The sequence below is a fragment of the Parasedimentitalea nitratireducens genome, assembly GCF_057444295.1.
The window spans coordinates 694,572-721,570 of sequence record NZ_JBYAXC010000002.1; the positions used below are offsets into that span (position 1 = coordinate 694,572).

Genomic DNA, 26,999 nt, shown 5'->3' on the forward strand with positions numbered 1-26,999 from the left:
CTATTCCCATTTGGGGACAAAACGCTCAAAGGTCTGGAATACAATACCTGTCGCTACCTGGCGCCACATCATGCCCAGCCGCACGTGCCATCAACCAGGGCCAGTTGGTGATATGGTGGTAGTGCCCCTTATCTTCCATTGCTGTGAACTTTGCGTTTAGTAAATGCTCTGCCAATAACTCGGCCCCTTGAACCGGGGCTACGTTATCCAGCGTTCCCTGAAATACCTCAGCCGGAGCAGTGATATCTTGTACAGAAAAGTCCCACCCTTGAGCGTTTAGCAAGTTCTCCTCGACCATACCGTCCATCCCCATCGCCGTGCGCTGCGCCAGCATTTCGGCGGTCCTGCGCCGCACAACTGGATGCGACAGAATTTCCACATCGTCGCTGCTCCGGGTCCGCTTGCAGTACCGGTCAAAGTAGCTGTCCCGATTTTGCAAAATGGATCGCACCAGAAACGGGATTACCTGACGCAGCATGGACGGCCAGTGACGTCCCAGAATGCTAGACATGTGATAAAACTGATCCAACTCCCGCCAGTTTGGATGCCTGTACGTTGGGTAAGCGGCCGAGGATAGAACTATCTTTTCAACACGCTGACCCAAATCATGCGCCACCGCCAATGCACTGCCAGACCCAAATGACAGCGACAAGACACCTACCCGGTCTAATCCCAGATGGTCCAACAACTGCTCAATATCCGACGAAAAATCCCTCAGCCCGTGCATGACTTTGGCTTCGGATCGAAAACCTCCGGGACGACAGGGGGTAACCAGCCGGATATTGTACCGCTCCAGATACTTCAGGCAAAGATCCGGATAGCCCAACATGTCTATTGCTACCCCAGACAGCGCGTCAAAAACCAAAACCGGGTATCCAGCTTCGGGACCAAGGCTAAAATACTCTAAACCTCGGCCATCACTCAGCGTTAGCATTCGACGGACATTTTGGCGTTCATCTCTTAGCAACTCACTGCGGCGTAATGCTGACATAGGAGTTGAGGCAAGTGCCGAGATTAGTCCCGCCTGGCTATGACATCCTGTTTTGTCAAAGATCCGTTTTAGATAAGTTCGCGCACTTTCGTATGACAACCCTGTTGCCGTCGCAGCACCACGAACATCTCCCGCTTTGTTCAACTCCCCGAGCAGCTCGGCCTCGCGTCGCGACAGGTTGTGTGTTTTGGAAAAACTGCGCAGCGCATCGCTTTGACCACTCCCTCCAGAGATCAAAACCGCAGCGGCGATTGAGGGGAACCCAATGCGCTCGGCCTCTTGCCGAGGCAAAATCATCAATGGCTCCAAGCTGCCACCTGGTAACTGGAACTGCTGTGTTTTTCCGCTTTGAATGCAGGTCTCAACCAACTTCGATAGTGATCGAGCCCCTTTTTCGTTCAAGATGCTAGGCTGGTTGCCGTTGGCTATTACTGTTCCAGTCTGCAAGGTTTCCTGCATTGTTCGGTTGGCCATCAAAAGCTGCCCATTTTCACCTAGCAAGGCAACGCCAAAGGCAAAGCTGTTCAAAACCGAAGACAGATAGGTTTCTCGTTCTTGTAGATCCACCATCCTTTTGGAGATGCCAAAAGCGCGTTTAAAGTGACGCGACAGATTTTCCAGACCTTTGCTATTCTCGTGCTCTAAGAAACGACTATCACGGGCGCGCTGAACCTCTTCGGTCAGTTCAAGTATCAACTCCGGCCAGAGCGAATTGTCTAAAGACGCCTCATATACCATATGGGTCAGCTGCTCGAACTTATCAGACATTTCGAAATACCTTACTCAAATGCAACCAAAAGCCATACTTAACAGGTTTACCAGTTGTACAGATAGTCAAGTATTCCATAACTTGGGTTCCTAGTTCCCCTTATCCCCTTTCCATATTCGCCAAATCAGTCCAAAAATACGCCCATGACTGATATCGCCTTTGATCATGCCCCCATCGGGCTTGCGCAGCTGGAAAATCGCTTCATCCGCCGCTGCAACCTGCAATTTGCCGAAACCTTTGGGGACAGCCCCGAGGCCTTTATCGATCTTGAGATTTCTGCACTCTATCCCAGTCGTGAAGACTTTGATCGTATTGGCACCCTGCTTCAGCAAGAAAATGCAAAATCCGGGCGATACGATGACGAGCGGATTATGCGCCGAACCAACGGAGATCTGTTCTGGTGCAGGGTGCGCGGTCGCTCCCTGACCCCCGAGCAGCCTTTTCGCGGGGGGATTTGGTCCTTTGCTGATATTTCCGAAGATCGCCCCGTGGTCTCACTTACCCCGCGTGAACGGGATGTGGCGATTCTGACCTGCCGTGGGTTATCAGCCAAGGAAATCGGTGCCGAGCTCAAGCTGTCTTATCGCACGATCGAGACCCATAGGGCTCATTTGCTCAAGAAGTTCGGGGCCCGCAAACTCCCGGAATTGGTAGCGAAACTGACCGGAATGCCCCTTTGATGGCAACAGAATTGTAAATCTGGTGCCAACAGCCCATGTTGACTCTCTGTTAGGGTGCTTTCCTTGCAGTCAACCTTGCCTTATAAGCGCCTTAAATTTCGACCTGCCATTTTCGCAGGTCACTGAGAACCGGCTGAGGACAATATGAAAAACAAAACTCACGAAGCAGACGTCGCCTTTATTAAGGCACTGGCCGAAATGCTGCGCGACAACGATCTGACTGAACTGCAGGTCAAACGGGAATACGGCGATGACGACAGCCTGAATGTGCGCGTCTCTCGTCAGATGGCAGCAATGGCAGCCCCGGTTCAAGTTGCAGTGCCTGCCGCGGCTGCGGCTGCAGCCCCAGTTGCAGCAACTGCAGCACCAGCTGCCGCCGCTCCTGCCGAAGATCCTGCCAGCCACCCTGGCGCAGTGACCTCGCCAATGGTGGGAACTGTCTACACCCAGGCTGAGCCCGGCGCCCCGGCCTTTATCTCGGTTGGTGCCAAAGTCAGCGAAGGCGACACCCTGCTAATCGTCGAAGCCATGAAGACCATGAACCACATCCCGGCCCCTAAAGGCGGCACCGTGAAGCGGATTTTGGTTGAAGACGGCGCTGCCGTGGAATTCGGAACGCCTCTGGTCATCATCGAGTAAGGATCTGACATGTTTGACAAGATCCTGATTGCCAACCGCGGCGAGATCGCCCTGCGCGTGATCCGCGCGGCGCGAGAAATGGGCATTGCCAGTGTTGCGGTGCATTCCACCGCCGACGCCGATGCCATGCACGTGCGGATGGCAGATGAGTCGGTCTGCATTGGCCCGGCTCAAAGCGCCAGCAGCTACCTGTCGATTCCGGCCATCATTTCGGCCTGTGAAATCACCGGTGCGCAGGCGATCCACCCCGGGTATGGCTTTCTGTCCGAAAACGCCAACTTTGTGCAGATCATCGAAGATCATGGCCTGACCTTTATCGGCCCAACAGCCCAGCACATCCGCACCATGGGTGACAAGATCACCGCCAAGGACACTATGAAGGAACTGGGTGTTCCCTGTGTTCCTGGTTCTGACGGTGGCGTTCCAGATCTGGAAACCGCTCAGAAAATCGGTGAAGAGATCGGCTATCCGGTCATCATCAAAGCCACTGCTGGCGGCGGTGGTAAGGGCATGAAAGTGGCCAAAACCGCTGCTGACATGGAAATGGCATTCCGCACAGCGCGGGCCGAAGGCAAGTCCAACTTTGGCAACGATGAAGTCTACATCGAAAAATACCTAACCACCCCACGTCACATCGAAATTCAGGTGTTTGGCGATGGTAAAGGCAAGGCGGTACACTTGGGCGAGCGCGACTGTTCGCTGCAGCGCCGCCACCAAAAGGTATTTGAGGAGGCCCCCGGCCCCAGCATCAGTGCCGCCGAGCGCGCCAAAATTGGTAAAGTCTGTGCTGACGCTGTGGCCAAGATCAACTATATCGGCGCAGGCACCATCGAGTTCCTGTACGAAAAAGGCGAGTTCTATTTCATCGAAATGAACACCCGTTTGCAGGTGGAACACCCGGTGACCGAAGCGATCTTTGGTGTCGACCTAGTGCGCGAACAAATCCGCGTTGCCGAAGGCCTGCCAATGTCGTTCGGACAGGACGATCTGACGATCAATGGCCACGCCATTGAGGTGCGGATCAACGCTGAAAAGCTGCCAAACTTTGCACCGTGCCCCGGTAAGATTTCGCAATACCACGCCCCTGGTGGCCTGGGTGTGCGGATGGATTCAGCGCTGTACGATGGCTATTCGATCCCGCCTTACTATGACAGCCTGATCGGCAAGCTGATCGTCCACGGTCGTGACCGCAACGAGGCTCTGGCCCGTCTAAGCCGCGCCCTGGGTGAGTTGATCGTTGATGGTGTCGACACCACGGTGCCGCTGTTTGATGCACTGCTGGCCGAAGCTGACATCCTGTCAGGTGACTATAACATCCACTGGCTGGAGCACTGGCTTGAAACCAATCTGGCCAGTTAAAACAACTGTAGCGGTGCGTGCCAGCACGCACCCTACACCCCATCGTAGGCCTGTACGATGACGCTGACAGCTGATTTGTTGCTGATGGCCTATGCAGCCGGGGTTTTCCCCATGGCTGAGCACCAAGATGATCCTGAAATTTTCTGGGTGGACCCCAAACGCCGCGGCATCCTGCCTCTGGACGGGTTTCACATTTCCCGATCCCTGGCCCGGCGTATGCGCCGCGGTGGTTTTGAAGTGACCATCAACCGTGATTTTGCAGGCGTTGTGACCGCCTGCGCAGATCGGATTGAGACCTGGATCAATGAAGAAATCCACCAACGCTATGTCGAGCTGCACCAGATGGGTAAGGCCCATTCACTGGAGATTTGGCACGACGGCGAGCTGACAGGCGGTGTCTATGGCGTCACCGTTGGCGCGGCCTTCTTTGGGGAGAGCATGTTCTCGCGTCGCACTGACGCCTCAAAAATTGCACTGGCCTATTTGGTGGATCGTCTTAATCAGGCTGGGTTTCAACTTTGTGATACGCAGTTCATCACCCCACACCTGGCATCGCTTGGAGGGCGGGAAATCAGCCGTGCAGCCTATAGATCTATGCTTCTTGAGGCGGTAGAGGGTGAAGCGGACTTTATCAAACCCGCGATCCCAACGGCTCAGACACTGTTACAGCGCAACACCCAGATGTCATAGCGGCTGTGATCCAGCGCGCTCAGGGCCGGGCTTGAGGCAATCATCCAGCCTTCAAACTCTACGGCGCCATTGTCCGGATCGCGAATAGTCAAAAAGGCATAGGCATCACCAGTCGGGTTGTCCGCGGGATATCGGCAATCCACCACGGTCACCAACAATCCCAGCAACTCAGCACTGCCGCCAATAGCCACTTCAGCGTCTGCGGTGCGACCATTGACCTTGTCCAAGCCCCGCAACACAGCCGCGCTACCTGTCACGGCACTCCCGGTTGCAGCGGCTTCTGGCTCGGTGGTGTTGTCCTGCGCCTGGGCAAACGAAGACAGTCCAAAGGACAATGCGACGGCCCAACCAAAGAATCGCTTCACGATTCTTCTCCGCTTCCGGACACAAATTTCAGCAGCAGGGTAATCAGACTAACCGCACCCTGCGTATCTTCCATCTCATCCTCAGGCGCAAAGCCAAAGGGAGAACCACCAGGCATGATCTCAACAAAATTGCCGCCCAACAGGCCTTCGGATGACACGATGACCGCGCTGTCATCAGGGATCTCGACCCCTTCTTTCACGGAAAACCGGGTGTCGGCCCGAAACGTCTGTGGGTTCAGATCAACATCGGTCACTGTGCCAATCTTGACGCCAGCCAAACGCACATCGGTGCCGACGCTGACGCCTTCGATAGAACGGAACGACGCGTTCAGGTGGTAGTGGTCGCCGCCCTTGGACAGACCTGTCGCCTGCCCCGCATAAACGGCAAAGCCAATTGCAGCAGCCAAGACAGCGCCGCCGACCAATACTTCGGTAGTGTTATGGGACATTTCGCTGTGCCTCTGCCAAGCGCCGGATTACTCCGGCACCCATGCCTCGTAATCGCTACGCTCAGCTGGTTCAGCAGCGCGGCGAATCGAACCCGCAGGGGCATAGGCCAAGGCTGAGCCGGTCAGGTTTTCCTGATGCGGCTTTTCCCAGTCCTTGTGCGCCAGCGGCTTCTCGGATGGCACCTCGTCAAAGGTGTGGTGCAGCCAGCCGTGCCAGTCCGCATTGACGCGCGACGCCTCGACCTCGCCGTTGAAGATCACCCAGCGTTTGCTGTCATCGGCATTGCGATAGTACACATTGCCCTGATCGTCGTCGCCAACTTTGATACCCTTACGGGCGGTGAAGAGCTGAGTGTTCAGCGTTTGACCGTTCCACCAGGTGACGGCGCGCAAAAGAGTGCTCAGGATTGACATGTATGCCTCCGTAAATTCCCCCCTGATATGACGCAGTTTGCAGCAGAGGTCCAGACACTGCGCCCCATCCAATAGCGCACAGCCCCTAAGTTGTGCGCTATTTCCCACGTCATGCGGGGTTCACCCCCTGCAATTCAAGACGCCAGCGCGGTAACTTCGATTTCAATCCGGTATTTGGGATCAATCAGACCACATTCGATCATGGTTGCCGCTGGGGGATTCTCACCAAAGGTCGTTGCCAGCATCGGCCAACAAGCGTCAAACTCGGACCGTTCGGGCAGGTAGTAATTTATTCGTACTACCTGTTCAAAACTACTGCCCGCGTCTGCCAAGGCCTTGCCAATGATATCCAGCGCCGAGCGGCATTGGGCAACAACATCGTCGCCCTGCCCAACGGTGCCCGCAACATGTACAAATCCGCCCGCCACAACGGCGCGACAATAGCCAACCTTGGCTTCAAACTCACCACCCGAGGAGATCCGCTTAATGCTCATCACTCTGTCCAATCAAATCATCATTATCAAAAACCTGAAAACCAGGCGCTTCACAGCAAAACGGCGCGGGATGAACCGCGCCGTTTAATCAAGTCAGGTAACCCATGGGTTACCCTGCAGATGCAGGTTCTTTTTCTGCATCGGCGTGGATCATCAGCGGCTCGACGTTAGAGTTCACAGCCTCTTCATTCACCACCACCTTGGTCACGCTCTCCATACCGGGGAGTTCAAACATGGTGTTCAGCAGGATATCTTCGAGGATGGAACGCAGGCCACGTGCACCGGTTTTCCGTTCGATGGCACGCTTGGCAATGGCGCTCAGTGCATCATCGGTAAAGTCCAGCTCAGTCTCTTCCAGCTCGAACAGACGCTGGTATTGCTTGACCAGTGCGTTCTTCGGTTTCGACAGGATCGTAACCAGAGCGTCTTCGTCCAGATCTTCCAGCGTTGCCAATACAGGCAAACGGCCAACAAATTCAGGGATCAGACCAAATTTCAGCAGATCTTCGGGTTCCAGATCCTGGAACACTTCGCCCACACCACGCTCGTCGTTGTCACGCACATCCGCACCAAAGCCCATCGCCGAGCCCTTACCGCGTGCTGCGATGATCTTGTCCAGACCGGCAAAGGCGCCACCACAGATGAACAGGATGTTGGTAGTGTCGACCTGCAGGAATTCCTGCTGTGGATGCTTGCGACCGCCCTGAGGTGGAACCGACGCAACGGTGCCTTCCATCAGTTTCAGCAGCGCCTGCTGTACACCCTCGCCCGATACGTCACGAGTGATCGATGGGTTTTCAGACTTGCGGGTGATCTTGTCGACTTCATCGATGTAGACAATACCACGCTGTGCGCGTTCGACATTATATTCGCTGGCCTGCAGCAGTTTCAGGATGATGTTCTCGACGTCTTCACCCACATAACCAGCTTCGGTCAATGTAGTGGCGTCTGCCATGGTGAACGGCACATCCAGAATGCGCGCCAATGTCTGTGCCAGCAGTGTCTTACCACAGCCAGTCGGGCCGATCAGCAAGATGTTGGATTTAGCCAGTTCTAGTTCGGACCCGGCTTTTTGTGCGTGGTTCAGGCGCTTGTAGTGGTTGTGTACTGCAACCGACAGCACCTTTTTGGCCATTGCCTGGCCAATGACATAGTCATCCAATACTTCGCAGATGTCCTTAGGAGACGGCACACCATCGGTAGCCTTCAGCCCCGAGGCCTTGGTCTCTTCACGGATGATATCCATACAGAGTTCGACGCATTCGTCGCAAATGAACACGGTTGGGCCCGCAATCAACTTGCGTACCTCGTGCTGGCTCTTGCCGCAGAAGCTACAGTAAAGCGTATTCTTGCTGTCGCCGCTTGAGTTCGTTGCCATGGTCTACCTTTCAGTCCGCGCTAGGAGGGGCCCATTCTAGGCGTCTCCCACTTCTAAAACAGCTTAGGCCAGTGCCTCAGCCGCTACAATCGCAAAGTACGCCCCAGCCTATTCCAGGACGTACAAGTTAGTTACGAATTGAGCTTCAGCTCTCTTCGTCGTCGCCCTTGGAACGATTCGTCACGATCTCATCGATCAGACCAAACTCTTTGGCATCTTCCGGAGCCATAAAATTATCCCGTTCCAGCGCGGCTTCAACCTTTTCCAACTCTTGGCCAGTGTGGTGTACATAGATTTCGTTCAGACGGCGCTTCAGCTTCAAGGTTTCTTCGGCGTGAATCATGATGTCTGTGGCCTGGCCCTGGAACCCGCCTGACGGCTGGTGAACCATGACGCGGCTGTTGGGCAGCGAGAACCGCATGCCCTTTTCACCGGCGGTCAGCAGCAGCGAGCCCATCGAAGCCGCCTGGCCGATCACCAGGGTCGAAACCTTGGGTTTGATGTACTGCATGGTGTCATAGATCGACAGACCCGAGGTCACAACGCCACCGGGCGAGTTGATGTACATCGAGATTTCTTTTGACGGGTTTTCCGCCTCAAGGTGCAGCAATTGCGCTACGATCAACGAGCTCATGCCATCATGAACAGGACCATTCAGGAAAATGATCCGCTCTTTCAGCAAGCGTGAAAAGATATCATACGCCCGTTCTCCACGGCTGGTCTGTTCAACCACCATTGGGACGAGTGTGTTCATGTAAGTTTCTTTTGGATCGAACATTTGGGCCTGCCTGCTTTGAATTTAATCGGGACCATACCCGACAGAGTGTTACTTGATTCTTAGTATCGGCGCATAAGGGCTGCAAGAGGGCGTAAAAAAATTGCGGTTTCTAGCCGATGCATTTTTCCTCCCGTCGCAATCCTATGGTTCGTTGTCGCAATATGATAACTACAGTCGTCAAAGTCGAGTTAACACCGCTTCAGAAACTTTTTGGCCACGATGACCATTGTGCCATCCTTGCCACAGGATCCCGTCATGCAGTCAGATAGCTTCATTCAAAAAGGCGCTGCCGCCAAATTGGCGATCCCATTTAGTGGTGAACCGCAGGATTTTTACTTCCTGATGCTACCCAAGGCGACCATGCTCCCGATAGCTGCCGCCATCGAACCGCTACGCATCGCCAATCAGGTGACCAACACCGCGCTGTATCGCTGGTTCATCATGACCGAGGACGGTGAACCGGTTACCTGCTCCAACGGCATGAACGTAACTCCGGATCTGCCACTAGGGCAATTGCCATCCGATGCAGTCGTGTTTGTCTGCGCCGGAGTGGAACCGCAACACTCGGCGGGTGAGGCAACAATCAACTGGCTGCGCCGCGAACACCGGTTTGGCCGCCGGATGGGTGGCATCTGCACCGGGGCCTTTGCCCTGGCCCAGGCAGGACTACTGAAAGGACATGAGTTCACCCTGCACTGGGAAAACCAGCCGGGGTTCGTCGAGAAGTTCCCAAACCTTCAGCCTTCGCCGAATATCTATGAGATCACCAAAACCTTTATGACCTGTGGTGGAGGCAATGCGGCCACCGATATGATGCTGAACCTGATAGAAGAACGCCATGGCAAGAAACTGGCGATCATTGTCGCCGATATGTGCCTGCATGTTCGATCTGGTGGGCAAATGGCACCGCAGAAATCCAACTATGCCGTCGCCATTGGTAGCCGCAACCAGCGCTTGCTGACGGCGCTGCAATTGATGCAGGAATCGATCGAGGAACCGCTGTCGATTGGCGTGCTCTGTGACCGGCTGGATATTTCACGTCGCCAACTAGAACGGCTATTTTCGCGTTATCTGGATCAAAGCCCGATGCAGGTTTATTTCGACATGCGCCTAAGCCATGCCTATGCGCTGATGAATGAAACCGCGATGTCAGTAACCGAAATCGCTCTTGCCTCGGGCTTTAACAGCGCCACGCACTTCTCGCGCCAATTCAAACGCAAGTTCGGCGCCAGCCCACATTTCTTTCGCAAAGGCTGGGTTTGACCGCCTGCATCGAAAGAACAGTCCCCAATTTCTAGGCCGATCAGGATTCCCACGTTCTCCCCGACAGATGATCCAACAGCAATGTGCCCATGATACGGGCGAGAGTTTCATCTGAGCGTTCTGTTCCTACGATCTTTTCGACAAGCCCTTGATAGGCGGCAAGTGAGATTTTCATCACCTCGTCCGACGCGATCTCGTCACGGCTTTTGCCGCGTATATAGTCAAACACCAGCGCCATTTCTGACCCAAAATCAGCGCGCAAGGTATCTATCAGCTGCTGGATCTGCGCCTGCTCGTCGCCCTCGTCCAGGACCAGGTCGGTGCTGACGCGAGACATGACCTGCTCGGTGCTGGCCAGAAACAGCGCCTCTTTGGTTGGGAAGTAGTGATACAGCGCGCTTTTGGAAATGCCGAGGTATTCGGCGATCTTGCGCATACTCCCCCCTGCATATCCATGGGCCGAGAAGTAGGCGGCGGCGCGGTGGGCCAGTTCGGTTCTATGGGCGTCGTGGTCAATTATCTTGGGCATGCGTTTTCGTCCGATTGGTCGAAAACTATTGACATTGTTTTGGGCAAAGGTCTAGGGAGACTTAAATAGTCCAATTGGTCTAAAACAAATTTTCAGCGCCTGCCCCGGTGGTTGGCCCCATTTAAGGAAATCACGAATGTCCAAATCTGGCGGCATCAACCGTGACCATGATCAGTCACTTGGCCCCAAGCTGATCTTTGCCCTGTTACATGCTGGCATCGTCGCGGTTTGCCTGTGGCTGGCATTTGGAGGGTTTGACTGGCCCGATGCCCAGCGCGCCAAGGTTTTGGCTGCCTGCGCGGTTTTATACGGGATGCGCCATCTTGTGACGTTGTTTGTACTGCTCAAACGTCGGGTAGAGATGTCAGAGGTGTTGGGACTCAGCGTGTTTATTGCGCTGTTTGAAATCGGGTTTCTGGTGCTGGGGGCTGGCGTCATTACTGGCTCGCCTACGCCGTTTGGTGTGTGGGACTGGGTCGGAGTTGGTTTGGTGCTGCTTGGGTCATTCCTGAACACCGGGTCGGAATTACAGCGCTGGCAGTGGAAGAAACAGCCCTCGTCCTAAGGGCGGTGTTATACCCAAGGGCTTTTTGCCTATGCGATGCACATCAACTATTTTGGCGACGCCGTACTGTTTACCGGGTGGGCCATACTAGCCGCATCTATTTTTGCCTGGCCGATCCCGATCTTTATCACGGCTAGCTTTGTGTTCTTTCACATCCCGCCCCTGGATGCCTATTTGGCCCAGCGCTATGGGGATGAATTCAATGCCTATGCAGCCAAGACGGCCAAGTTTGTGCCATTCCTTTACTAATCAACTACCGTTCAGGGCTTCAGGCTTCGGGAAACGAGTTGAAGCCCGACTGGACCAGATCACCGATATAGGTGCGCGCCATATCCGGATTAATCGCAACAATGGACGGGCGACACGCAAGCGAAACCAACCCGTGTACCGAGGCCCAGAGCAACAAAAAGAACTGCTGATGCTGTTCGGAGTTGGGATCCCCCTCACCTGCCTGGATCAGCATATTGAGCAGACCCTTTTGAAAGTCCTGCGCCTTTTGATCTGTCGGCGCATTGGTTTTGTATTCAAACAACAACCACCAACGACGTGGCTCGGACAAGGCAAATTCAAAGTAGGCCTGTCCCAGTGCAACCACACGTGCCCGTGCGTCCTGCTCGGCTGCTTCCAAAGCCGTATGCAGGATTTGGGACAGCAAAGTTGTCGATTTGTGAATGACCATGCGGATAACACCATCCAGATCACCAAAGGCATTGTAGAGCGAACCCACCGAGATACCCAGATCTTTGGCCAACCGACGGGCGGTGAGCGCATCAATCCCCTCGTCAAGAATGATGCGCTCGGCAATTGGGATAGCCCGTTCGCGGATGTCAGCCAGGTTGCGTTCCCGCCTGGTGAGGGTTGGTTGTGATGTCATAGGCCAAGTGTTTGAGACAACTTGAAACACAAGTCAAATCTAGAAGGCGATGACCTGCTCTGGGGTGATCCGATAGGTTTGATCGGACAAGTCGTTTTCTTGCATGAAACGGGCGATGGACCCAAAGGTAGCGGTCTCGATCCTGTTGCCATGGTCCGAGGTGGTTAGTGCTTGTGAGGCGACCGGCGCTAGGAGACGCTTGATACCGCCCACCTTGATGGGTTGGGGATCGAAATGGGCGGTAATGTTGGCTTTGATCTGCGGCACACTGGTCGTGTCATAGAGGCTGGCCATCATCACATCGAGCGTGTGTTCGGTACAGTTTTGGAACTGGCTGGTGTTTGGGTTTGCCAGAACCGAGTAGTTGGCATTATGAAGTTCTGAATAGGTGGAGCTGGTGATCACCCTCAACAGTTTCTTTTGCAGCCGCTTGTCGGGAATGATGATACCCGCATCCAGCTGGTGCGCGCCTGCAAAGAAATCAGCCGGGCTATCCTGTACCAGACTGCTGCGCCTTTTGTTGTCTGCGTTCTGATAGAGATTGAAGGCCTGATAGCCCCGCCCCGTACTGCCATCGGCGCGGGTAATGTTGGAATAGACCCAAAAGCTGACATGGGTGTATTTGACCCCACGTGGCAGCACCTTGGGGTCCCGACCCATACGCGCAACAATCGCAACATGAGCCCCACGCGATGCAAGGTCTTGCTGAACACGGTTTGAGAAGGCCGCAACTTCGGCCTCGGGCAGATAAGACTTACCCGCTTCGCTGCTGCCGGCCTGTGACAGGGATGGCAGCGCATAGGCCAGACATAAATACGTCAATGCAATAAAACGGGGCATGGGAGCCTCCTATTGTAGTGTTTATTTCAAAATGGGTTTGCCGTCGGGGGTAATGCCGATGACGGTTATGGTTGTGGTATCGTCCGAGCCAGCCGAGGCACGGCCAGCTGCCTGTGACCCCGCCCCTGATTTCTCAAGCGCCGCCCCGGTAATCAGGACCACGGAACCCACTGCCATAACTGGTACGGCCACGATGGTCGCGGCCGCTTCAGCGACAGACGCCGAGCCATGTTCAGAGGCCTGGCCACTGTGGTTAGAGGCCTGCGTTGAATGTTGACTGCTTGGCCCAGCGCTGGCTGAGGTGGCAAGACAACTGGCAAGTAGTACTGCTGGGGAGGTGAAAAAGTTCATAACCATGCTCCAATGTGAACGGTGTTCACAATACATAACCAGCGAAGATATATAGGTCAATCATTTTATGAACGCAGTTCACACTGATACTTGAACGTTTCGTTGCCTGTCCATCGGATACCGGCTAGGCTCTTACTTATGAAACATATCCCAAAAGAAACCACCGATGATGCCCTTATCCAAGAATACCTGAACAAGGGTGGTAAAGTCAGCATTGGCAAAACCAAACCATTGCCAAGCGAGCTTAGTCTCAGCAACAACGCTTGGAACAACAAGCTAACCAAAGATGAGAAAGCTGCACGCGACAAGAAATAAGGCAAAAAGTCAGCCCTGTTTCTAAACAAAAATAACAAGCCAGTTTTTGTTAGCGACAAACTGGATTCTGACACCCGTTCAAACCTGCGTTACGCCCGGTCAAATTCAGTTGTGAGCTGGCTGGTTTGTGCTCTTGTGTAATTTCAAACCACGTAGAGCAGATATTCCCGACATGCCATTTAAGCAAAGCAAAGCAATAACATTTGTTCGGCTACCAAAAATCGCGCCCGATGAGATTATTCAGCATATGTCTGATCCCCGGGTCGCAGAGCATATGCCGCTTTTGAATTTTGAGTGGGATCACGAGACTGTAGCCAAGTTCGTATCTACCAAGGAACAATGCTGGGCATGTGACGGTCTTGGGCATTGGGCCATCCTGTGTGACAACACCTATGTCGGCTGGGGAGGTTTTCAAAAAGAAGGCGCTGAATGGGATTTTGGTTTGGTGCTAAAACCGGATTGCTTTGGACTTGGGATACGTATTTCAAAGAAAGCCCTTGAGTTTGCCGCCGCAGACGGTCGGATTCCGTATGTGACGTTTCTACTGCCGCCATCTCGTACAAAATTAGGGGCTTTGTCGCGGCTTGGGGCGGAGCATGTCGGTGATGTCACCTATGATGGTGCTAAGTTCCTCAAGTATCGGCTTGATACCAAGTAGCGGTTAGTTTGACACAACATGTTTCCTGTCGACGGCACGCCAGACTTCTAGGTCTCTATGCAACGGTCTAAAGCTGTTTTTTAGAAATGGGTTCACTCGCTCTGCCTTCTGACCTAGAAGGCGGCTTTCGTCCCTATTCCGGCTGGTCCAATGTCCCAACACCGTTCCGAACTGCTGATGCCTGCGGGCAACCTGCGCAAACTGAAGATGGCCATCCTGTATGGCGCGGACGCGGTCTATCTCGGCACGCCGGATATGTCGTTGCGCACCAAGTCCGAGTTTTCGCTGGAAGACGTGATTGAAGGCGTCAAGTTCTGCCATCAACACGGACGCCGTGCATACCTGACTCTGAACCTGTATTCCCACAACAAAGACATCCCTAAGCTGGATGAATACATCGACACCGTTCGGCAGGTGAACCCCGATGGTTTGATCATCGCCGACCCCGGCGTGTTCCAGTATGTTCGTGAACGGGCCCCCGAGATCCCCCTACATGTATCCACTCAGGCCAATATCTGTTCCTGGCTGTCTGTGAAGTTCTGGCAAGATCAGGGCGCAGATCTGGCGGTACTGGCGCGCGAAGTGTCCTTCCCCGAGTTGGAAGAGATCCGCGAGAAGTGCCCGGATATCATGCTAGAGGCGTTCATTCACGGCGCCATGTGCATGACCTATTCCGGGCGCTGCCTACTATCGAACTTTATGGCTGAACGCGGTGCCAATCAGGGCAACTGCGCCAACTCCTGCCGCTGGAACTACAAGTTCCACATGCGCCTTAAGGATGGCACCGTACAAGAGCTGATTGTCGATGAAAGCAACTTCGACATGTTTGAATTCCTGCTGGAAGAAGGTGTGCGCCCCGGTGAGTTCCTGCCCATTCAGGAAGATGAGCGCGGCAGCTATATCCTGAACTCCAAAGACCTGTGCCTGATGCCCAAGCTGGATGACTATCTGCGTATTGGCGTGGACAGTCTCAAGGTCGAAGGACGCGGCAAGTCGGAATACTATGCCGCCGTGGTCGCGCGCGCCTATCGCATGGCTATTGATGACTACTATGCCGACCCCGACAACTGGGATGCGTCTGACTACATGGCTGAGTTGGAAACCGTCGGCAACCGGGGCTACACGCTGGCCTTCCACAAGGGGCGATTGACCAACCTGTCACATGGCTATGAACACACCGCGCCGCTCTCGACTTGGGAATATGCCGGTGTGGTGAGCGAAGTGACCGAGGATGCGTTCTTGGTTGAGGTCAAGAACAAGCTTGAGGCTGGCGATGTGCTGGAACTGGTCTCTCCCATTGCCCGCAACACCATTCTGCTGCGTGCCTATGACTATGAAATCGCTGCCAGCGGTGCGCGCAAGGAGGTGGTGCACGGGTCAAACAAATCGATGATCCGCCTGCCCTTCTCTCTGTTCGAGCAAGAGGATCAAAACGATCTGAAAGCCAACTTCCCGGCGTTAACCGTCATCCGCAAGGAACGCGCCCTGACGGATGAGCAGTGGAAACGGCTGCAACTCGACAAGACTGCGCAAGCGATGGAGATCCGCGACAGCACCGGCGAGACCGCCTATAAGCGCCGCCGCGATGCGCTGGTTGACGCGATTGAGGCTGACACCAGCACCCGCCGGTTCAAGACCAATCGTGTGGGCACCGCCGGGTGCTGTGGCAAAGGTTGCAACGGCTGTCTGATCTTCTGGCAGGGTGATGAATATGCAGTGGCCCGCGATGTGTTGTTAAAACGTAATCAAGGCGAGCAGCTAAGCCGTGCCGAGGCCAGCGCGTTTAAACTTCCGACGGCTGCTGAGCTGCCGCCTAACGTTTAACCCACTCCCAGTTTGCCCAATAAGCTGAGCAAGCTGGCTTTCATGCGACAGCGACGACGTTTTAGTCGGATAGTACGGGATCTGAAGCCAAAAGGTCGAGCACCCGTTGTGAAACAGCTACCTGCTCGTGTGGGGCGTCTTCCCCAGCCAGAACAATCGAAGCCTTCCACAAAGCCCAGCCCCTGGCCCGCTGCCAGCAGGCCTGGTCCAGCGACAGGGTTGATACAAACTGCTCTCGGCAGGTTGCATCCATGTGGGTCCAGGCAATTACCAGATCACAGGCCGGATCACCGACGGCCACCAGACCAAAATCAATCACCCCACACAGGCGCCCTTTCTGTACCAGCAGGTTTCCCGGTGCTATGTCTCCATGCACCCAAACAGGTGCAGCCTGCCACTCACTGGATAGGGCCTGCTCCCACAGCTGCGTGAGCACAGCCTGATTATCTTTGGAAAAGTGCAGCAGTGCCCTTCGTGTCTCACCGTCATAATAACGAAGTGCCCCACCCCGATAGAAATTGTCCACGCCGGGGGCCAGGTTTTCCGGCGTTTTGGCTTGGTGCAGCCCCCAAAGGAACTGACCAATCTCAACCGCCAGCTCTGGATCTACGATCAGAACCTCAGCATCCAGCGCGCTGCCCACGACCCAATGCAAAATAGACCACTCATAGGGATAGCCCCGACCCGGCTTGCCCTTGGCAAAAAACCTTGGCGTGTCGACCGGCAGGTTGGAGGGTAGCTTTTGCAATCCCAGACTCTCTCGCCCCACCTGAGCTTGGTATCGTTCTGCCGCTGGAAGTCGCACTACAAGGTCATTGCCCAATCGAAAACTTCGGTTGTTCCAGCCCCCGGGTGTGATCGGGGAAATGGCGAGGTTTTGCAACTCAGGGAACTGGTCAGCGATCAGGCCTTTGACTTGTTCGGCGGCAACAGAAATCCGGTCATCCATAAAATCAGCACTCCAAAAACTCATTCATAGAAAAGCGCCTGAGACAGAAAAAATCAGCCTGTTTGGCTTGGTCTCAGCATACCATCACAACAGGCACGCCATTGTGACCGAGCATTGCGCAAAACCCATCTAGTGTGAACCGAATTTCATTTGGAGCCTATCTATGCCGTTCACATCATTTTTCTCTGCCGCTCTGTTATGTCTGTTTGCCACCACCACATTTGCGGGCCCAATTGCCCCGCGCGAGGGCTGGGTGATTGTGGAAACCTCCAAAAGTTATAAGCAGCTGATCTCAGATGTGAAAACCGCCGCCAAAGCGCAGGGACTTGGTGTTGTGACACAGGCAGGCCCGACTGGTGCGGCAGCCAAACGCGGTATTACCATTCCCGGCAACCGGGTGATTGGCCTGTTCAATAACGACTTTGCAGTCAAGATACTGGCCACCTCAACCGCTGCGATGATCGAGGCCCCAGTCCGGGTCTATGTCACAGAAAACCAAGACGACACCGCCACCCTCTCCTACAAAACCCCAAGCTATGTCTTTGCTCCTTACGCGGATGAGGGCGGCGCGGCCTTGCTGGATCTGGCCAGGCAGCTTGATATGCGGTTTGAGGCCCTGGCTCAGCAGGCAACTCAATAAGACTTCAACATCTGGTCACACTGGCGTGAGCGGGCTTGCGCCCCAGGCCATACTCCGCAATCTCGCAGACAACTGAGTACGGAGTAGCAATGATGACCACCCCTTCCCGCGCAGCGGATGTTTTGGCCCGACGGCTATACGAGGCCGGATGCCGCCACGCCTTTGGCATGCCCGGTGGCGAGGTGCTGACCCTGGTGGATGCGCTGCAGGCGGCTGGGATCACAGTGCATCTGGCCAAACACGAAAACTGCGCCGGCTTCATGGCTGAGGCGGTGCATCACAGCGACGGCGCCCCGGCCATTCTGATTGCAACCCTGGGTCCCGGTGCGCTGAACGGTGTCAATGTGGTGGCCAACGCCCATCAGGACCGGGTGCCCATGTTGGTGCTGACCGGCTGTGTCGATGCCGCCGAAGAACAAAGCTACACGCATCAGGTTCTGGATCATCGCGCGGTGTTTGCCCCGATCACCAAGGCCACCTTTTTCTTGGACGCCGAAACGGTGGATCTGATTGCGGATAAGGCTGTCGCAATCGCCACCGAGCCCCGCAATGGACCGGTGCATATCGACGTGCCGATCTCGGTTGCGGATATGCCTGCCAGAGATCGCGGACATCGCCGCGCGCCTGCAAGTGAAACGGCGCCAGCAGGCGCTGACCTGGCGCAGGCGCGGGAGTGGTTGGCACAGGCCCAACGTCCCATTGCCATAATTGGCCTGGATGCCCTGCAGGAGGAGACCGGAGACGCAATCAAGGCTTTTGTTGAGCATCACAACATCCCATTTGTCACCAGTTACAAAGCCAAAGGCATCATCCCCGAGGATCACCCACTCTGTCTGGGTGGGGCCGGACTGTCTCCGCTGGCAGACAAGCATTTGCTGCCATTGTTCCGCTCTGCGGATCTGGTGCTCAGCATTGGCTATGACCCGATTGAGATGCGCCCCGGTTGGCGGGATGTCTGGGATGTATCCTCACAGAATGTCATCGACATAGCACCAGAACCCAACTTGCATTACATGCACCAATCGGGGCTGAGTTTTGTTACTTCGATCGCTCCAACCCTTGCGGCCATGTCGGAAGGCTTAAAAACCAGATCAACTTGGGTCGAAGGACAACCCGAGGTCACCAAGCTGGCTCTTTCACAAGCCTTTCCAACGGATGACACCTGGGGGCCAGCCGCGGTGATTGCCGAAGCGCGCGCCACGCTGCCCGTCAATACCCTTGCCACGGCTGACAGCGGCGCGCATCGCATTCTGCTGTCACAGATGTGGACCTGTTCTGAACCGCGTGCGCTGATCCAGTCTTCGGGACTGTGTACCATGGGCTGTGCCCTGCCGATGGCGATTGGGCGCAAGCTTGCCCAGCCGGACCGCCCGGTGATCAGCTTTTCCGGCGATGCTGGGTTTCTAATGGTGGCCGGAGAGCTAGCAACAGCTGCCGAGATGAAACTGGCACCGATCTTTTTGGTCTTTGTCGATGCCAGCCTCGCCCTGATCGAGTTGAAACAACGACAACGGCAGCTGACTAATGCCGCCGTAGACTTTGGTCGTCATGACTTTGCTGCGATGGGCCGGGCCTTTGGTGGTAATGGTATGACCGTGCGCAATCGGGACGAGCTGCGTGCGGCACTGGTTGAGGCGCAACATGCCGAAGTCTTCACCGTGATTGCTGCTGAAATCGAACCTGGAGGCTATGATGGCCGGATCTGAACAATTGCCCCACGGGCCGCTGATCGGCGTCAAGGTGCTGGACCTGTCGCGCATTTTGGCCGGGCCTACCTGCACCCAACTGTTGGGCGATCTGGGCGCCACAGTCATCAAGGTGGAGAACCCAAAATCCGGCGGCGATGACACCCGCCAGTGGGGGCCGCCCTATGCCACTGATCAAGATGGCAATCCCACCGACATGTCGGCCTATTTTATGGCCGCCAATCGCAACAAGCGATCCGTCGCCATTGATATTGCCAGCCCCGAAGGCCAGCGCATTATCCGCGACTTGGCGGCGCAGGCGGATATTCTGATCGAGAATTTCAAACCCGGAGGGCTTAAAAAGTACGGGTTAGACTATAACAGCCTGAAATCCGATTTTCCGCGGCTGATTTATTGCTCGATCTCGGGCTATGGGCAAAACGGCCCTAATGCACAAAAACCCGGTTACGACTTGATGGCACAGGGCTATGGCGGGGTCATGTCACTGACCGGTGCACCAGAGGGCGAGCCCATGAAGGTTGGCGTGGGCATCGCCGATGTGATGTGCGGCATGTATGCGACTGTGGGTATTCTTGCAGCCCTGCGTCATCAGGGCCAGACCGGCGAAGGCCAGCAGATCGACATTTCATTGGTCGACAGTCAGATTGCCTGGCTGATCAACGAAGGTGTCAATTACCTCACAAGCGGCAATATCCCTGAACGGCGCGGCAATGGGCACCCGAACATCATGCCCTATGGCGTGTACAAAAGTAGCGATGGTCATGTCATACTGGCGGTTGGCAACGACAGCCAGTTTGCGCGTTATATGGAATTTCTGGGCCTGTCTGGTCTGATCGAAGACCCTAGATTTGCAACCAACCCAAGCCGGCTAGAATATCGAGCCGCGCTGGATGAGATCCTGATCCCAGCCATGCGACGGTTCAGTACGGATGACATCATTGCCGGACTCGAGGCGCGCAAAGTTCCAGTGGGCCCAGTGCAAGATTTGAAGGATGTCTTTGCCTCGGATCAGGTGGCGGCGCGTGAGATGCAGATCGACATGGAGAGCAGCGCTGGTCAGGTGCATCTGATCGGCAATCCGCTGAAGCTTTCACGCACGCCCGTGACCTATCGGCATGCGCCACGTTGGTGCGGTGAAGACAGTGATGCTGTTTTGTCGGCGGACTCGCCGTTTGATCTGGAACCGGGCGGGCGCTAGCCGAAATCAAATCGGCCAAGTGTTACAGAAAGCACCAAGCCAGTTGCTCTACCCGCGCCTTAGTGCGGGTAGAGATGCCGCTATTGTGACAATTTCCCCTATTTCTCTGCCACTTCGCAACAAAACTCACCGTTGCACACACACCACATCACCAATGCGTTAGCCGGCGTCGCCGGGTGGAAGTGCATGAACTAAAGTTGTTTGAAACGACCCTAGACCTTTATTCAGCTCAGATCGGACGCTTTGTAATGCAAGATACTTTTGGCCAAGACACCAGCCTGACGGATGCGGCAGCAATGCAAGATTGGAACGCCGTACAAATGGGTGTTCTTGCCCATGCGGCCTCAACGCCTACGCATCTTGTGTCCCTTTTGTCCGCCGTGCCGGGTTTTGCCTTGGGTCAGGCCTGCAAAGGGATGTTCTATCTGATGCTTGGCCGGTCAGAGCTGATCCCCACCGCGCGTGAGGCTTTGGCGTCGGCCAAGCAGAATGCAGCAACCGCCCTGCCCCGCGAGAGGTTGTATATCGAGGCCTTAGCGGCCTGGTTAGCTGGTAAACCTTCGATGGCAATTGCCAAGATGGAGCAGGTCTTGCGGGATCATCCCACAGACACCTTGGCCATGAAGCTGAGCCATTCGATCCGTTTTATCTTGGGCGACAGTACCGGGATGCGGCGCTCGGTTGAGTGTGTATTGCCTGCCTATGGTACCGATCATGCCGGGCATGGCTATCTGCTAGGCTGTCACGCCTTTACACTGGAAGAGACCGGCGAGTACGAAAAGGCTGGCATTGCAGGTCGTCAGGCGCTTTGGACGGCGCCAAATGATGCCTGGGGGTTGCACGCCGTGGCGCATGTGCACGACATGACCGGCAACGCCAAGGCCGGTTTGGAGTGGCTGGAGGGGCGTGAGGAGGCCTGGGCCCATTGCAACAACTTCCGTTATCACGTGTGGTGGCACAAGGCGCTGATGCATCTAGATTTGGGTCAGGTGGATCAAGTGCTGGATCTTTATGATCGTGAAGTGCGCAAGGATCAGACCGACGATTATCGCGATATTTCCAACGGCACGTCGTTGTTGATGCGGCTAGAGCTGGAGGGCGTCGATGTTGGCAGTCGCTGGGAAGAACTGTCAGAGCTCTCGGCCAATCGAACCGAAGATGGCTGTTTGATCTTTGCTGACCTTCACTACCTTCTGGCGCTGGCTGGACATGACCGCCAAGAGGCCACCACACGGCTGGTGCAACGCATCCACGCGGATGCGCAGAACCGCCCGGATGAAACCGGTCAGCGCATGGGTGAACCGGGCAGTGCCATGGCCTCGGGTCTCGAAGCCTTTGGCGATGGAGACTATACGGGCGCGTTCAGGCATCTGTCGCAGGGGCGTGGATCTTTGCAACTGGCCGGGGGCAGTCATGCCCAGCGCGACGTGTTTGAACGTATCACCATTGATGCTGGCCTGCGGGCTGGGCAACTTGACGCTGTCGAGACCATCTTGGATGACCGGCGCAGCAAGCGCGGTGGGTTTGAGGACAACTACGCCATTGCCCGGCGCGAATTGATTACTGCCGGCCGCAGCAATTCACCCGCGCAAAGCGTCCCCGCTGAGTGACCTTGAAAGGCAAATAATTTAGATGGCGACTATTCTCCCCCATCCTGACACCCAGGCTTCTGCCCTGCCTGGATCTGCTGCCAATCAGACAGCAGCGCCGGCCCATGGGGCGGCACGTCCTCGTGATCCGAGGCTCGACTTCTACCGCGGCATTGCGATGTTTATCATCCTGACCGCCCATATCCCCGGCAACCGCTGGACCGGCTGGATCCCGGCGCGGTTTGGCTTTTCCGATGCTACCGAGATTTTTGTGTTCTGTTCCGGCATGGCCTCCGCCATTGCCTTTGGTGGCTCATATGCGCGACGCGGCTGGGCCTTGGGAACGGCGCGGGTGATTTACCGCGTCTGGCAGGTGTACTGGGCCCACATCGGATTGTTCTTTTTCATCGCCACTATGATGGCCGTGATCGACCTCTACGGTGGCTTTGACAAAAGCTATATTGCCTCGTTGAACCTGAGGCCCTTCTTCAACAACACAACACAGCAGTTGGTTGGGCTTTTCACCCTAACCTATGTGCCGAACTATTTTGATATCCTGCCAATGTACCTTGTGGTCCTGGCGCTGATGCCAGTGATGATGGGGCTTGAGAAGGTTGGGTTATGGGCCGTTGCCGCAGCCTCGGTACTGATCTGGCTGACTGCCAACCCTTATATGATTGGGCTGGGACCGGATGGTCTTGCCCTCTCGGCAGAGCCCTGGTCAGACCGCAAGTGGTTCTTCAATCCCTTTGGCTGGCAGTTGCTGTTCTTTACCGGCTTTGCCTTCATGAAAGGCTGGTTGCCCAAGCCTCCGGTGTCGAATCTTCTGATCGTTGCAGCGGCTGGGTTTGTTATTTTCTCGGCTCCCTTTGGCTCGTGGAAGGTGTTCTTGTGGGTGCAAGGCTGGAACCAAGACTTGGCAGATACGATACGTCCCGTTTGGGCGCTGACAGCTGAGTGGCGCAATAAGAGCGACTTTGGCTTGCTGCGCTATGTCCACTTCCTGTCGCTGGCTTACTTGGGCTGGGTGATTGCCGGTGAAGGTGGCAAACGGTTGATCGCCACCGGCCAATCCGTGGCGGCACGAATTTGGGCAGTGTTACTCAAATTGATCACCAAGGTTGGCCAACAGTCGCTGGCAGTCTTTGTCTTCTCGATGGCGCTGGCACGTTTGATCGGCTTTGCGCTGGACCAGACCGACAGGGCCATCATCACCACCGCCGCCGCCAACTTGACCGGCTATGCAATTATCATTCTGGTGGCCTTTGCGGCGGCCTGGTTCAAATCCCAACCCTGGAGGACCAAGCGATGACCGCCCTGACCCGCCGTTCCTTCCTCGCTTCTGCGCTCGCCAGCACCTCAGCCCTTGCCCTGCCGGTACATGCCACCGGAACGCTGCGTTTCACTCGTGATACAGTGATCCAACTGGCGCGGGAACTGTCCAGGCGAGACTATGCCCCGCGCCCCTCAGTCCCGCAGGACTGGCTGGACATGTCCTATCTGGAGTACCAGACCCGCTGGTTCCGCAGCAAAGACGCGCTGTGGTCGGATACCGCCAGCAGCTATAACGTCGATTTCTTTTTGCCGGGGCTGTATTTCCCGCGCCCAGTTCAGGTCAACACGGTGCAGGATCATGTGGCCCAGCTGGTGCCCTTTGATCTGTCGCTGTTTGACAAGACCGATAAGGCGCCAGAGCTGAGCCTGGATGGTCCACTTGGATACTCTGGCCTACGTCTGCGCACCGAGCTGAACCAGCCAGGGCTAAAGAACGAGTTCTGCGTATTCCAAGGTGCCAGCTATTTCCGCGCCATTGGTCTGGCCAACACCTATGGACTGTCCGCCCGAGGGCTAGCCTTGAAAACCGGTGACCCGATGGGAGAAGAATTCCCCGAGTTCATCGAATTCTGGCTGGAAACCCCAGCCCCCGGCCAGCGCAATATCGTGGTTCATGCCCTGATGGACAGCCCCTCGGTGAGCGGCGCTTATCGGTTTGATATCCTACCGGGTGAAAACTGCGTGATGGAGGTTGAAGCAACGCTGTTTGCTCGCGAAGAGTTGAGCCATGTGGGGCTTGGGCCGCTCACCTCGATGTTCCTCTATGATCAGACCAACCGCAGCCGGTTTGATGATTTCCGCCCCGCCGTGCATGACAGTGACGGGCTGCTGGTCCACAATGGCAATGGCGAAGTTCTGTGGCGCCCTCTAGCCAACCCCAAGACCCTGCAGATTTCCTCATTCGTGGATGACAACCCACGTGGCTTTGGCCTGATGCAACGAGCGCGCAAGTATTCGGACTTTGCCGACCTTGAGGCCAATTACCACAAGCGCCCTTGCCTGTGGGTCGAACCCAAGGGCGATTGGGGGCAAGGCGCAGTGACCTTGGTCGAGATTCCTGCGGATCAAGAGATTTATGACAATATCGTCGCCTACTGGCGTCCGCACCAGCCTTATGTGGCTGGGTCGCAGGTAGACTTGTCTTATCGGCTGGGCTGGGGGAGCGAGCCTGATCTAGACCTACCGCGTGTGACCAATACCTCTGGCGGAGCACGGGTGTTTGGTGATCCGGGGCGGATCATGACCCTTGATCTGGCCGCGCATCCTCTATTAGCGGACAATCCAGAAAGCTACGACATCCACGTCTCGTCACCGCATGTAGAAACCAGCGCGGGCGTATTGCAGCGCAACCCGGAAAGCGGCGGGCTGAGACTGGCATTTTCCTTTGATCCAGGGGAGCGCGACATGGTGGAGCTGCGGGCGCAGCTGCGCAGGGATGGACAACCGGTGTCTGAGGTCTGGCTGTATCGGTGGACCGCATGAGCCAACCACACCTGATGCCCCCGGAACAACCGCTGGACATGCCAGAACAGGATTTTGGGTGTTCTTTTCAAGACGATGCAGCACCCAATCAGCACGCCCCTAAAAATGTGGCCATGTGGCGGGTACTGGCCTTTTCCCCAGCCATAGCAGGCACTGGGTTGCTAACCTGGGTGATGCAAGACTGGTTTGCCGTTGGTGGTTTTTCCGGGCTTGAGGTCGCGTTGTTGGCCCTGATTGCCTTCAATTTTTTCTGGATCTGCTTCACCGTCGCCACAGTTTTACTAGGGCTTTATTCCCTGTCCCAACGCCCTAAGACACGCCGCCTGTCCCGCGCACAACCGATGAAGGTGGCGCTGCTGATCCCGGTGCACAACGAAGTGCCCTGGTATGTGCTGGGCAATGCCCGGACCATGCTGGAAGACCTGCGCAGGCGTGGCGGCGTGCATGACTATTCCATGTTCATCCTGTCCGACACCCGTAACGATGAACTGGCCGCACAAGAACTGATCTCAGTGCGTGCGCTCCACGCGATCATGCCACCCGGATTGAAGCTCTATTACCGGCGGCGAGACCAGAATACGGATCGAAAGGTGGGTAATATCACCGATTGGGTCCGGCGCTGGGGCAGCGGGTACGAGGCGATGCTGGTGTTGGATGCTGATAGCCTGATGACCGGCCGCGCTATTGCCCGCCTGTCGGATGCGCTGTCCCGTGATCCCGGTGCCGGGCTGATCCAGAGTTTTCCGCAGCTGATTGGCGCGCAGTCGGTGTTTGGCCGCATGCAGCAATTTGCCAACGGCGTGCATGGAGCGGCTCTGGCCGAGGGGTTGGCCCGTTGGATTGGCCACGAGGGCAACTATTGGGGCCATAACGCCATCTTGCGCACCCGCGCCTTTGCCGCCTGTGCTGGCCTGCCTCGCATTCCCAGCGCCCTGGGCCGGGGTGAAAAGCTGATCATGAGCCATGATTTTGTCGAAGCTGGATTGCTGCGCCGGGCCGGATGGTCGGTTCGGTTCTTGCCACGCATTCGCGGATCCTATGAGGAAACCCCGCCTACTCTGATTGACCACATCCAGCGAGACCGCCGCTGGTGCCAGGGCAACCTGCAACACCTGAACCTGCTGAGGGCCAAAGGGTTTCGTTCAATTTCGCGCTTTCACCTGCTACACGGCGCGATTGGCTACCTGATGGCGCCGATCTGGTTTGCCCTCTTGGTGATCTGGGCACTGATTGGTCGCGGCGAGGAGGCCTCGGTGCTGACCTATTTTAATGCAACAAACCCGTTGATGCCCTCTTGGCCGGATATGTCTGAGCCACGCCATGTACTGGTGATCCTGCTGATCTATGCGATGCTTTTGGCACCGAAGCTTTTGGCCATCGCTGCCCTGCCCCTGAGTGGCAGCCGGTTTGCAGACTACGGTGGGGCTAGCCGTTTTGCCCTGTCCTTTGTGTCCGAAATCATCCTTGCCATTCTCTACGCCCCGATCCTAATGGTACAGCAGATGATCGCGGTGATCCGCACAGCACTGGGACTACAGCGCGGCTGGGCCCCGCAGGCCCGCGATGGCGGCAGCTATGGGTGGCGTACGTTGCTGATCTCACATGCTTTGGAAACCACAAGCGGGCTGGCGCTTTGGGCTGGGATCCTATCCGGCATGGTCTCTGTCTGGCTGTTACCAATTGCCCTTTCCCTGGTTCTGGCGGTGCCGCTGTCAGCCCTGTCAGGTCTGCCCGTCGTCAGACGGCTGAAGACCTGGATGGGCACGCGCGAGGTCTTTGCTGAACTGCAAATCACCCGCACCGCCCGGGCGCACCGGTCTAGTTTAAAGGATATTCTGGACGGCGGTAGCCCCAGCCGCAGTGCAGCAGAGTAGC

28 protein-coding genes and 1 pseudogene are annotated in these 26,999 nt (G+C 55.9%); 17 read left to right on the forward strand and 12 right to left on the reverse strand.

Annotation, left to right across the window (positions count from 1 at the left end):
- Positions 1-25: 25 nt before the first annotated feature.
- Positions 26-1,759, reverse strand: a complete 1,734-nt coding sequence (locus AC2T28_RS09065; protein ID WP_486748651.1) for a bifunctional helix-turn-helix transcriptional regulator/alpha/beta hydrolase — start codon at positions 1,757-1,759, stop codon at positions 26-28.
- A gap of 144 nt (positions 1,760-1,903) precedes the next feature.
- Here AC2T28_RS09065 and AC2T28_RS09070 point away from each other — a divergent pair, with 144 nt between their 5' ends.
- The 4 genes from AC2T28_RS09070 (at position 1,904) to aat (ending at position 5,128) form a co-directional block, all read left to right on the forward strand.
- Positions 1,904-2,440 (forward strand): LuxR C-terminal-related transcriptional regulator, encoded by a 537-nt coding sequence (locus tag AC2T28_RS09070; protein ID WP_486748652.1) that lies wholly within the window; start codon positions 1,904-1,906, stop codon positions 2,438-2,440.
- Between the two features lie 144 nt (positions 2,441-2,584).
- Entirely contained in the window at positions 2,585-3,079 is a 495-nt protein-coding gene (gene accB, locus AC2T28_RS09075; protein WP_486748653.1) for an acetyl-CoA carboxylase biotin carboxyl carrier protein, read from the forward strand.
- Positions 3,080-3,088: 9 nt separating this feature from the next.
- Entirely contained in the window at positions 3,089-4,438 is a 1,350-nt protein-coding gene (gene accC / locus AC2T28_RS09080) for an acetyl-CoA carboxylase biotin carboxylase subunit (RefSeq protein WP_486748654.1), read from the forward strand.
- Positions 4,439-4,495: 57 nt separating this feature from the next.
- On the forward strand, positions 4,496-5,128 hold the full coding sequence (gene aat / locus AC2T28_RS09085) for a leucyl/phenylalanyl-tRNA--protein transferase (protein ID WP_486748655.1): 633 nt from the start codon (positions 4,496-4,498) through the stop codon (positions 5,126-5,128).
- Here aat and AC2T28_RS09090 read toward each other — a convergent pair.
- The 6 genes from AC2T28_RS09090 to AC2T28_RS09115 form a co-directional block, all read right to left on the reverse strand.
- The gene (locus tag AC2T28_RS09090; RefSeq protein ID WP_486748960.1) at positions 5,092-5,385 is read right to left on the reverse strand and encodes a DUF2155 domain-containing protein; all 294 of its coding nucleotides are present in this window, start codon (positions 5,383-5,385) and stop codon (positions 5,092-5,094) included. The two genes, aat and AC2T28_RS09090, sit on opposite strands and share 37 nt — an antisense overlap.
- Before the next feature lie 104 nt (positions 5,386-5,489).
- The gene (mlaD, locus tag AC2T28_RS09095; RefSeq protein ID WP_486748656.1) at positions 5,490-5,942 is read right to left on the reverse strand and encodes an outer membrane lipid asymmetry maintenance protein MlaD; all 453 of its coding nucleotides are present in this window, start codon (positions 5,940-5,942) and stop codon (positions 5,490-5,492) included.
- A 27-nt stretch (positions 5,943-5,969) separates the two neighbouring features.
- Positions 5,970-6,356, reverse strand: coding sequence for an NADH:ubiquinone oxidoreductase subunit NDUFA12 (locus AC2T28_RS09100; protein ID WP_486748657.1), 387 nt, complete (start codon positions 6,354-6,356; stop codon positions 5,970-5,972).
- Positions 6,357-6,490: 134 nt separating this feature from the next.
- Positions 6,491-6,850 carry a RidA family protein gene (locus AC2T28_RS09105; RefSeq protein ID WP_486748658.1) on the reverse strand — a complete coding sequence of 120 codons (360 nt, stop codon included), beginning with the start codon at positions 6,848-6,850 and terminating at the stop codon, positions 6,491-6,493.
- 109 nt (positions 6,851-6,959) lie between these two features.
- On the reverse strand, positions 6,960-8,228 hold the full coding sequence (gene clpX / locus AC2T28_RS09110; RefSeq protein WP_486748659.1) for an ATP-dependent Clp protease ATP-binding subunit ClpX: 1,269 nt from the start codon (positions 8,226-8,228) through the stop codon (positions 6,960-6,962).
- 145 nt (positions 8,229-8,373) lie between these two features.
- Entirely contained in the window at positions 8,374-9,006 is a 633-nt protein-coding gene (locus tag AC2T28_RS09115; protein WP_486748660.1) for an ATP-dependent Clp protease proteolytic subunit, read from the reverse strand.
- 255 nt (positions 9,007-9,261) lie between these two features.
- Here AC2T28_RS09115 and AC2T28_RS09120 point away from each other — a divergent pair, with 255 nt between their 5' ends.
- Entirely contained in the window at positions 9,262-10,269 is a 1,008-nt protein-coding gene (locus AC2T28_RS09120; RefSeq protein ID WP_486748661.1) for a GlxA family transcriptional regulator, read from the forward strand.
- Between the two features lie 40 nt (positions 10,270-10,309).
- Here the strand turns inward: AC2T28_RS09120 and AC2T28_RS09125 are convergent, their stop codons facing one another.
- A complete protein-coding gene (locus AC2T28_RS09125) occupies positions 10,310-10,798 on the reverse strand; it encodes a TetR/AcrR family transcriptional regulator (RefSeq protein ID WP_486748662.1) in 489 nt (162 codons plus the stop codon).
- A 136-nt stretch (positions 10,799-10,934) separates the two neighbouring features.
- On the opposite strand from AC2T28_RS09125, the gene AC2T28_RS09130 reads away from it, so the two are divergent.
- On the forward strand, positions 10,935-11,363 hold the full coding sequence (locus tag AC2T28_RS09130) for a hypothetical protein (RefSeq protein WP_486748663.1): 429 nt from the start codon (positions 10,935-10,937) through the stop codon (positions 11,361-11,363).
- Between the two features lie 12 nt (positions 11,364-11,375).
- Positions 11,376-11,612, forward strand: a pseudogene (locus AC2T28_RS09135) (methyltransferase family protein); the annotation flags it as partial.
- Positions 11,613-11,631: 19 nt separating this feature from the next.
- Here AC2T28_RS09135 and AC2T28_RS09140 read toward each other — a convergent pair.
- The 3 genes from AC2T28_RS09140 to AC2T28_RS09150 are packed head-to-tail and all read right to left on the reverse strand — an operon-like array spanning position 11,632 to position 13,428.
- Positions 11,632-12,237 carry a TetR/AcrR family transcriptional regulator gene (locus AC2T28_RS09140; RefSeq protein ID WP_486748664.1) on the reverse strand — a complete coding sequence of 202 codons (606 nt, stop codon included), beginning with the start codon at positions 12,235-12,237 and terminating at the stop codon, positions 11,632-11,634.
- A 39-nt stretch (positions 12,238-12,276) separates the two neighbouring features.
- Positions 12,277-13,077, reverse strand: coding sequence for a DUF2145 domain-containing protein (locus AC2T28_RS09145; RefSeq protein WP_486748665.1), 801 nt, complete (start codon positions 13,075-13,077; stop codon positions 12,277-12,279).
- Between the two features lie 21 nt (positions 13,078-13,098).
- Entirely contained in the window at positions 13,099-13,428 is a 330-nt protein-coding gene (locus AC2T28_RS09150; RefSeq protein ID WP_486748666.1) for a hypothetical protein, read from the reverse strand.
- Positions 13,429-13,566: 138 nt separating this feature from the next.
- On the opposite strand from AC2T28_RS09150, the gene AC2T28_RS09155 reads away from it, so the two are divergent.
- From AC2T28_RS09155 to AC2T28_RS09165, 3 genes are all read left to right on the forward strand, one after another.
- A complete protein-coding gene (locus AC2T28_RS09155) occupies positions 13,567-13,743 on the forward strand; it encodes a hypothetical protein (protein ID WP_486748667.1) in 177 nt (58 codons plus the stop codon).
- A 172-nt stretch (positions 13,744-13,915) separates the two neighbouring features.
- Positions 13,916-14,401: a GNAT family N-acetyltransferase gene (locus AC2T28_RS09160; RefSeq protein WP_486748961.1), complete on the forward strand. Its 486-nt coding sequence runs from the start codon at positions 13,916-13,918 to the stop codon at positions 14,399-14,401.
- Positions 14,402-14,551: 150 nt separating this feature from the next.
- Positions 14,552-16,225 (forward strand): U32 family peptidase, encoded by a 1,674-nt coding sequence (locus AC2T28_RS09165; protein WP_486748668.1) that lies wholly within the window; start codon positions 14,552-14,554, stop codon positions 16,223-16,225.
- A gap of 61 nt (positions 16,226-16,286) precedes the next feature.
- Here AC2T28_RS09165 and AC2T28_RS09170 read toward each other — a convergent pair whose 3' ends face one another.
- Positions 16,287-17,198, reverse strand: a complete 912-nt coding sequence (locus tag AC2T28_RS09170) for an aminoglycoside phosphotransferase family protein (protein WP_486748669.1) — start codon at positions 17,196-17,198, stop codon at positions 16,287-16,289.
- Between the two features lie 139 nt (positions 17,199-17,337).
- On the opposite strand from AC2T28_RS09170, the gene AC2T28_RS09175 reads away from it, so the two are divergent.
- From AC2T28_RS09175 to mdoH, 7 genes are all read left to right on the forward strand, one after another.
- Positions 17,338-17,814 carry a DUF302 domain-containing protein gene (locus AC2T28_RS09175; protein WP_486748670.1) on the forward strand — a complete coding sequence of 159 codons (477 nt, stop codon included), beginning with the start codon at positions 17,338-17,340 and terminating at the stop codon, positions 17,812-17,814.
- 92 nt (positions 17,815-17,906) lie between these two features.
- The gene (locus tag AC2T28_RS09180; RefSeq protein ID WP_486748671.1) at positions 17,907-19,520 is read left to right on the forward strand and encodes a thiamine pyrophosphate-binding protein; all 1,614 of its coding nucleotides are present in this window, start codon (positions 17,907-17,909) and stop codon (positions 19,518-19,520) included.
- Positions 19,507-20,718 carry a CaiB/BaiF CoA transferase family protein gene (locus AC2T28_RS09185; RefSeq protein ID WP_486748672.1) on the forward strand — a complete coding sequence of 404 codons (1,212 nt, stop codon included), beginning with the start codon at positions 19,507-19,509 and terminating at the stop codon, positions 20,716-20,718. Before AC2T28_RS09180 ends, AC2T28_RS09185 begins: the two co-directional genes overlap by 14 nt.
- A gap of 248 nt (positions 20,719-20,966) precedes the next feature.
- Positions 20,967-22,328, forward strand: a complete 1,362-nt coding sequence (locus tag AC2T28_RS09190) for a tetratricopeptide repeat protein (protein WP_486748673.1) — start codon at positions 20,967-20,969, stop codon at positions 22,326-22,328.
- Positions 22,329-22,350: 22 nt separating this feature from the next.
- Positions 22,351-23,619 carry an OpgC family protein gene (locus tag AC2T28_RS09195; RefSeq protein WP_486748674.1) on the forward strand — a complete coding sequence of 423 codons (1,269 nt, stop codon included), beginning with the start codon at positions 22,351-22,353 and terminating at the stop codon, positions 23,617-23,619.
- On the forward strand, positions 23,616-25,124 hold the full coding sequence (locus AC2T28_RS09200; protein WP_486748675.1) for an OpgD/OpgG family glucan biosynthesis protein: 1,509 nt from the start codon (positions 23,616-23,618) through the stop codon (positions 25,122-25,124). Before AC2T28_RS09195 ends, AC2T28_RS09200 begins: the two co-directional genes overlap by 4 nt.
- The gene (gene mdoH, locus AC2T28_RS09205; RefSeq protein WP_486748676.1) at positions 25,121-26,998 is read left to right on the forward strand and encodes a glucans biosynthesis glucosyltransferase MdoH; all 1,878 of its coding nucleotides are present in this window, start codon (positions 25,121-25,123) and stop codon (positions 26,996-26,998) included. The genes AC2T28_RS09200 and mdoH overlap by 4 nt, the downstream gene beginning before the upstream one ends.
- Position 26,999: the final 1 nt, after the last annotated feature.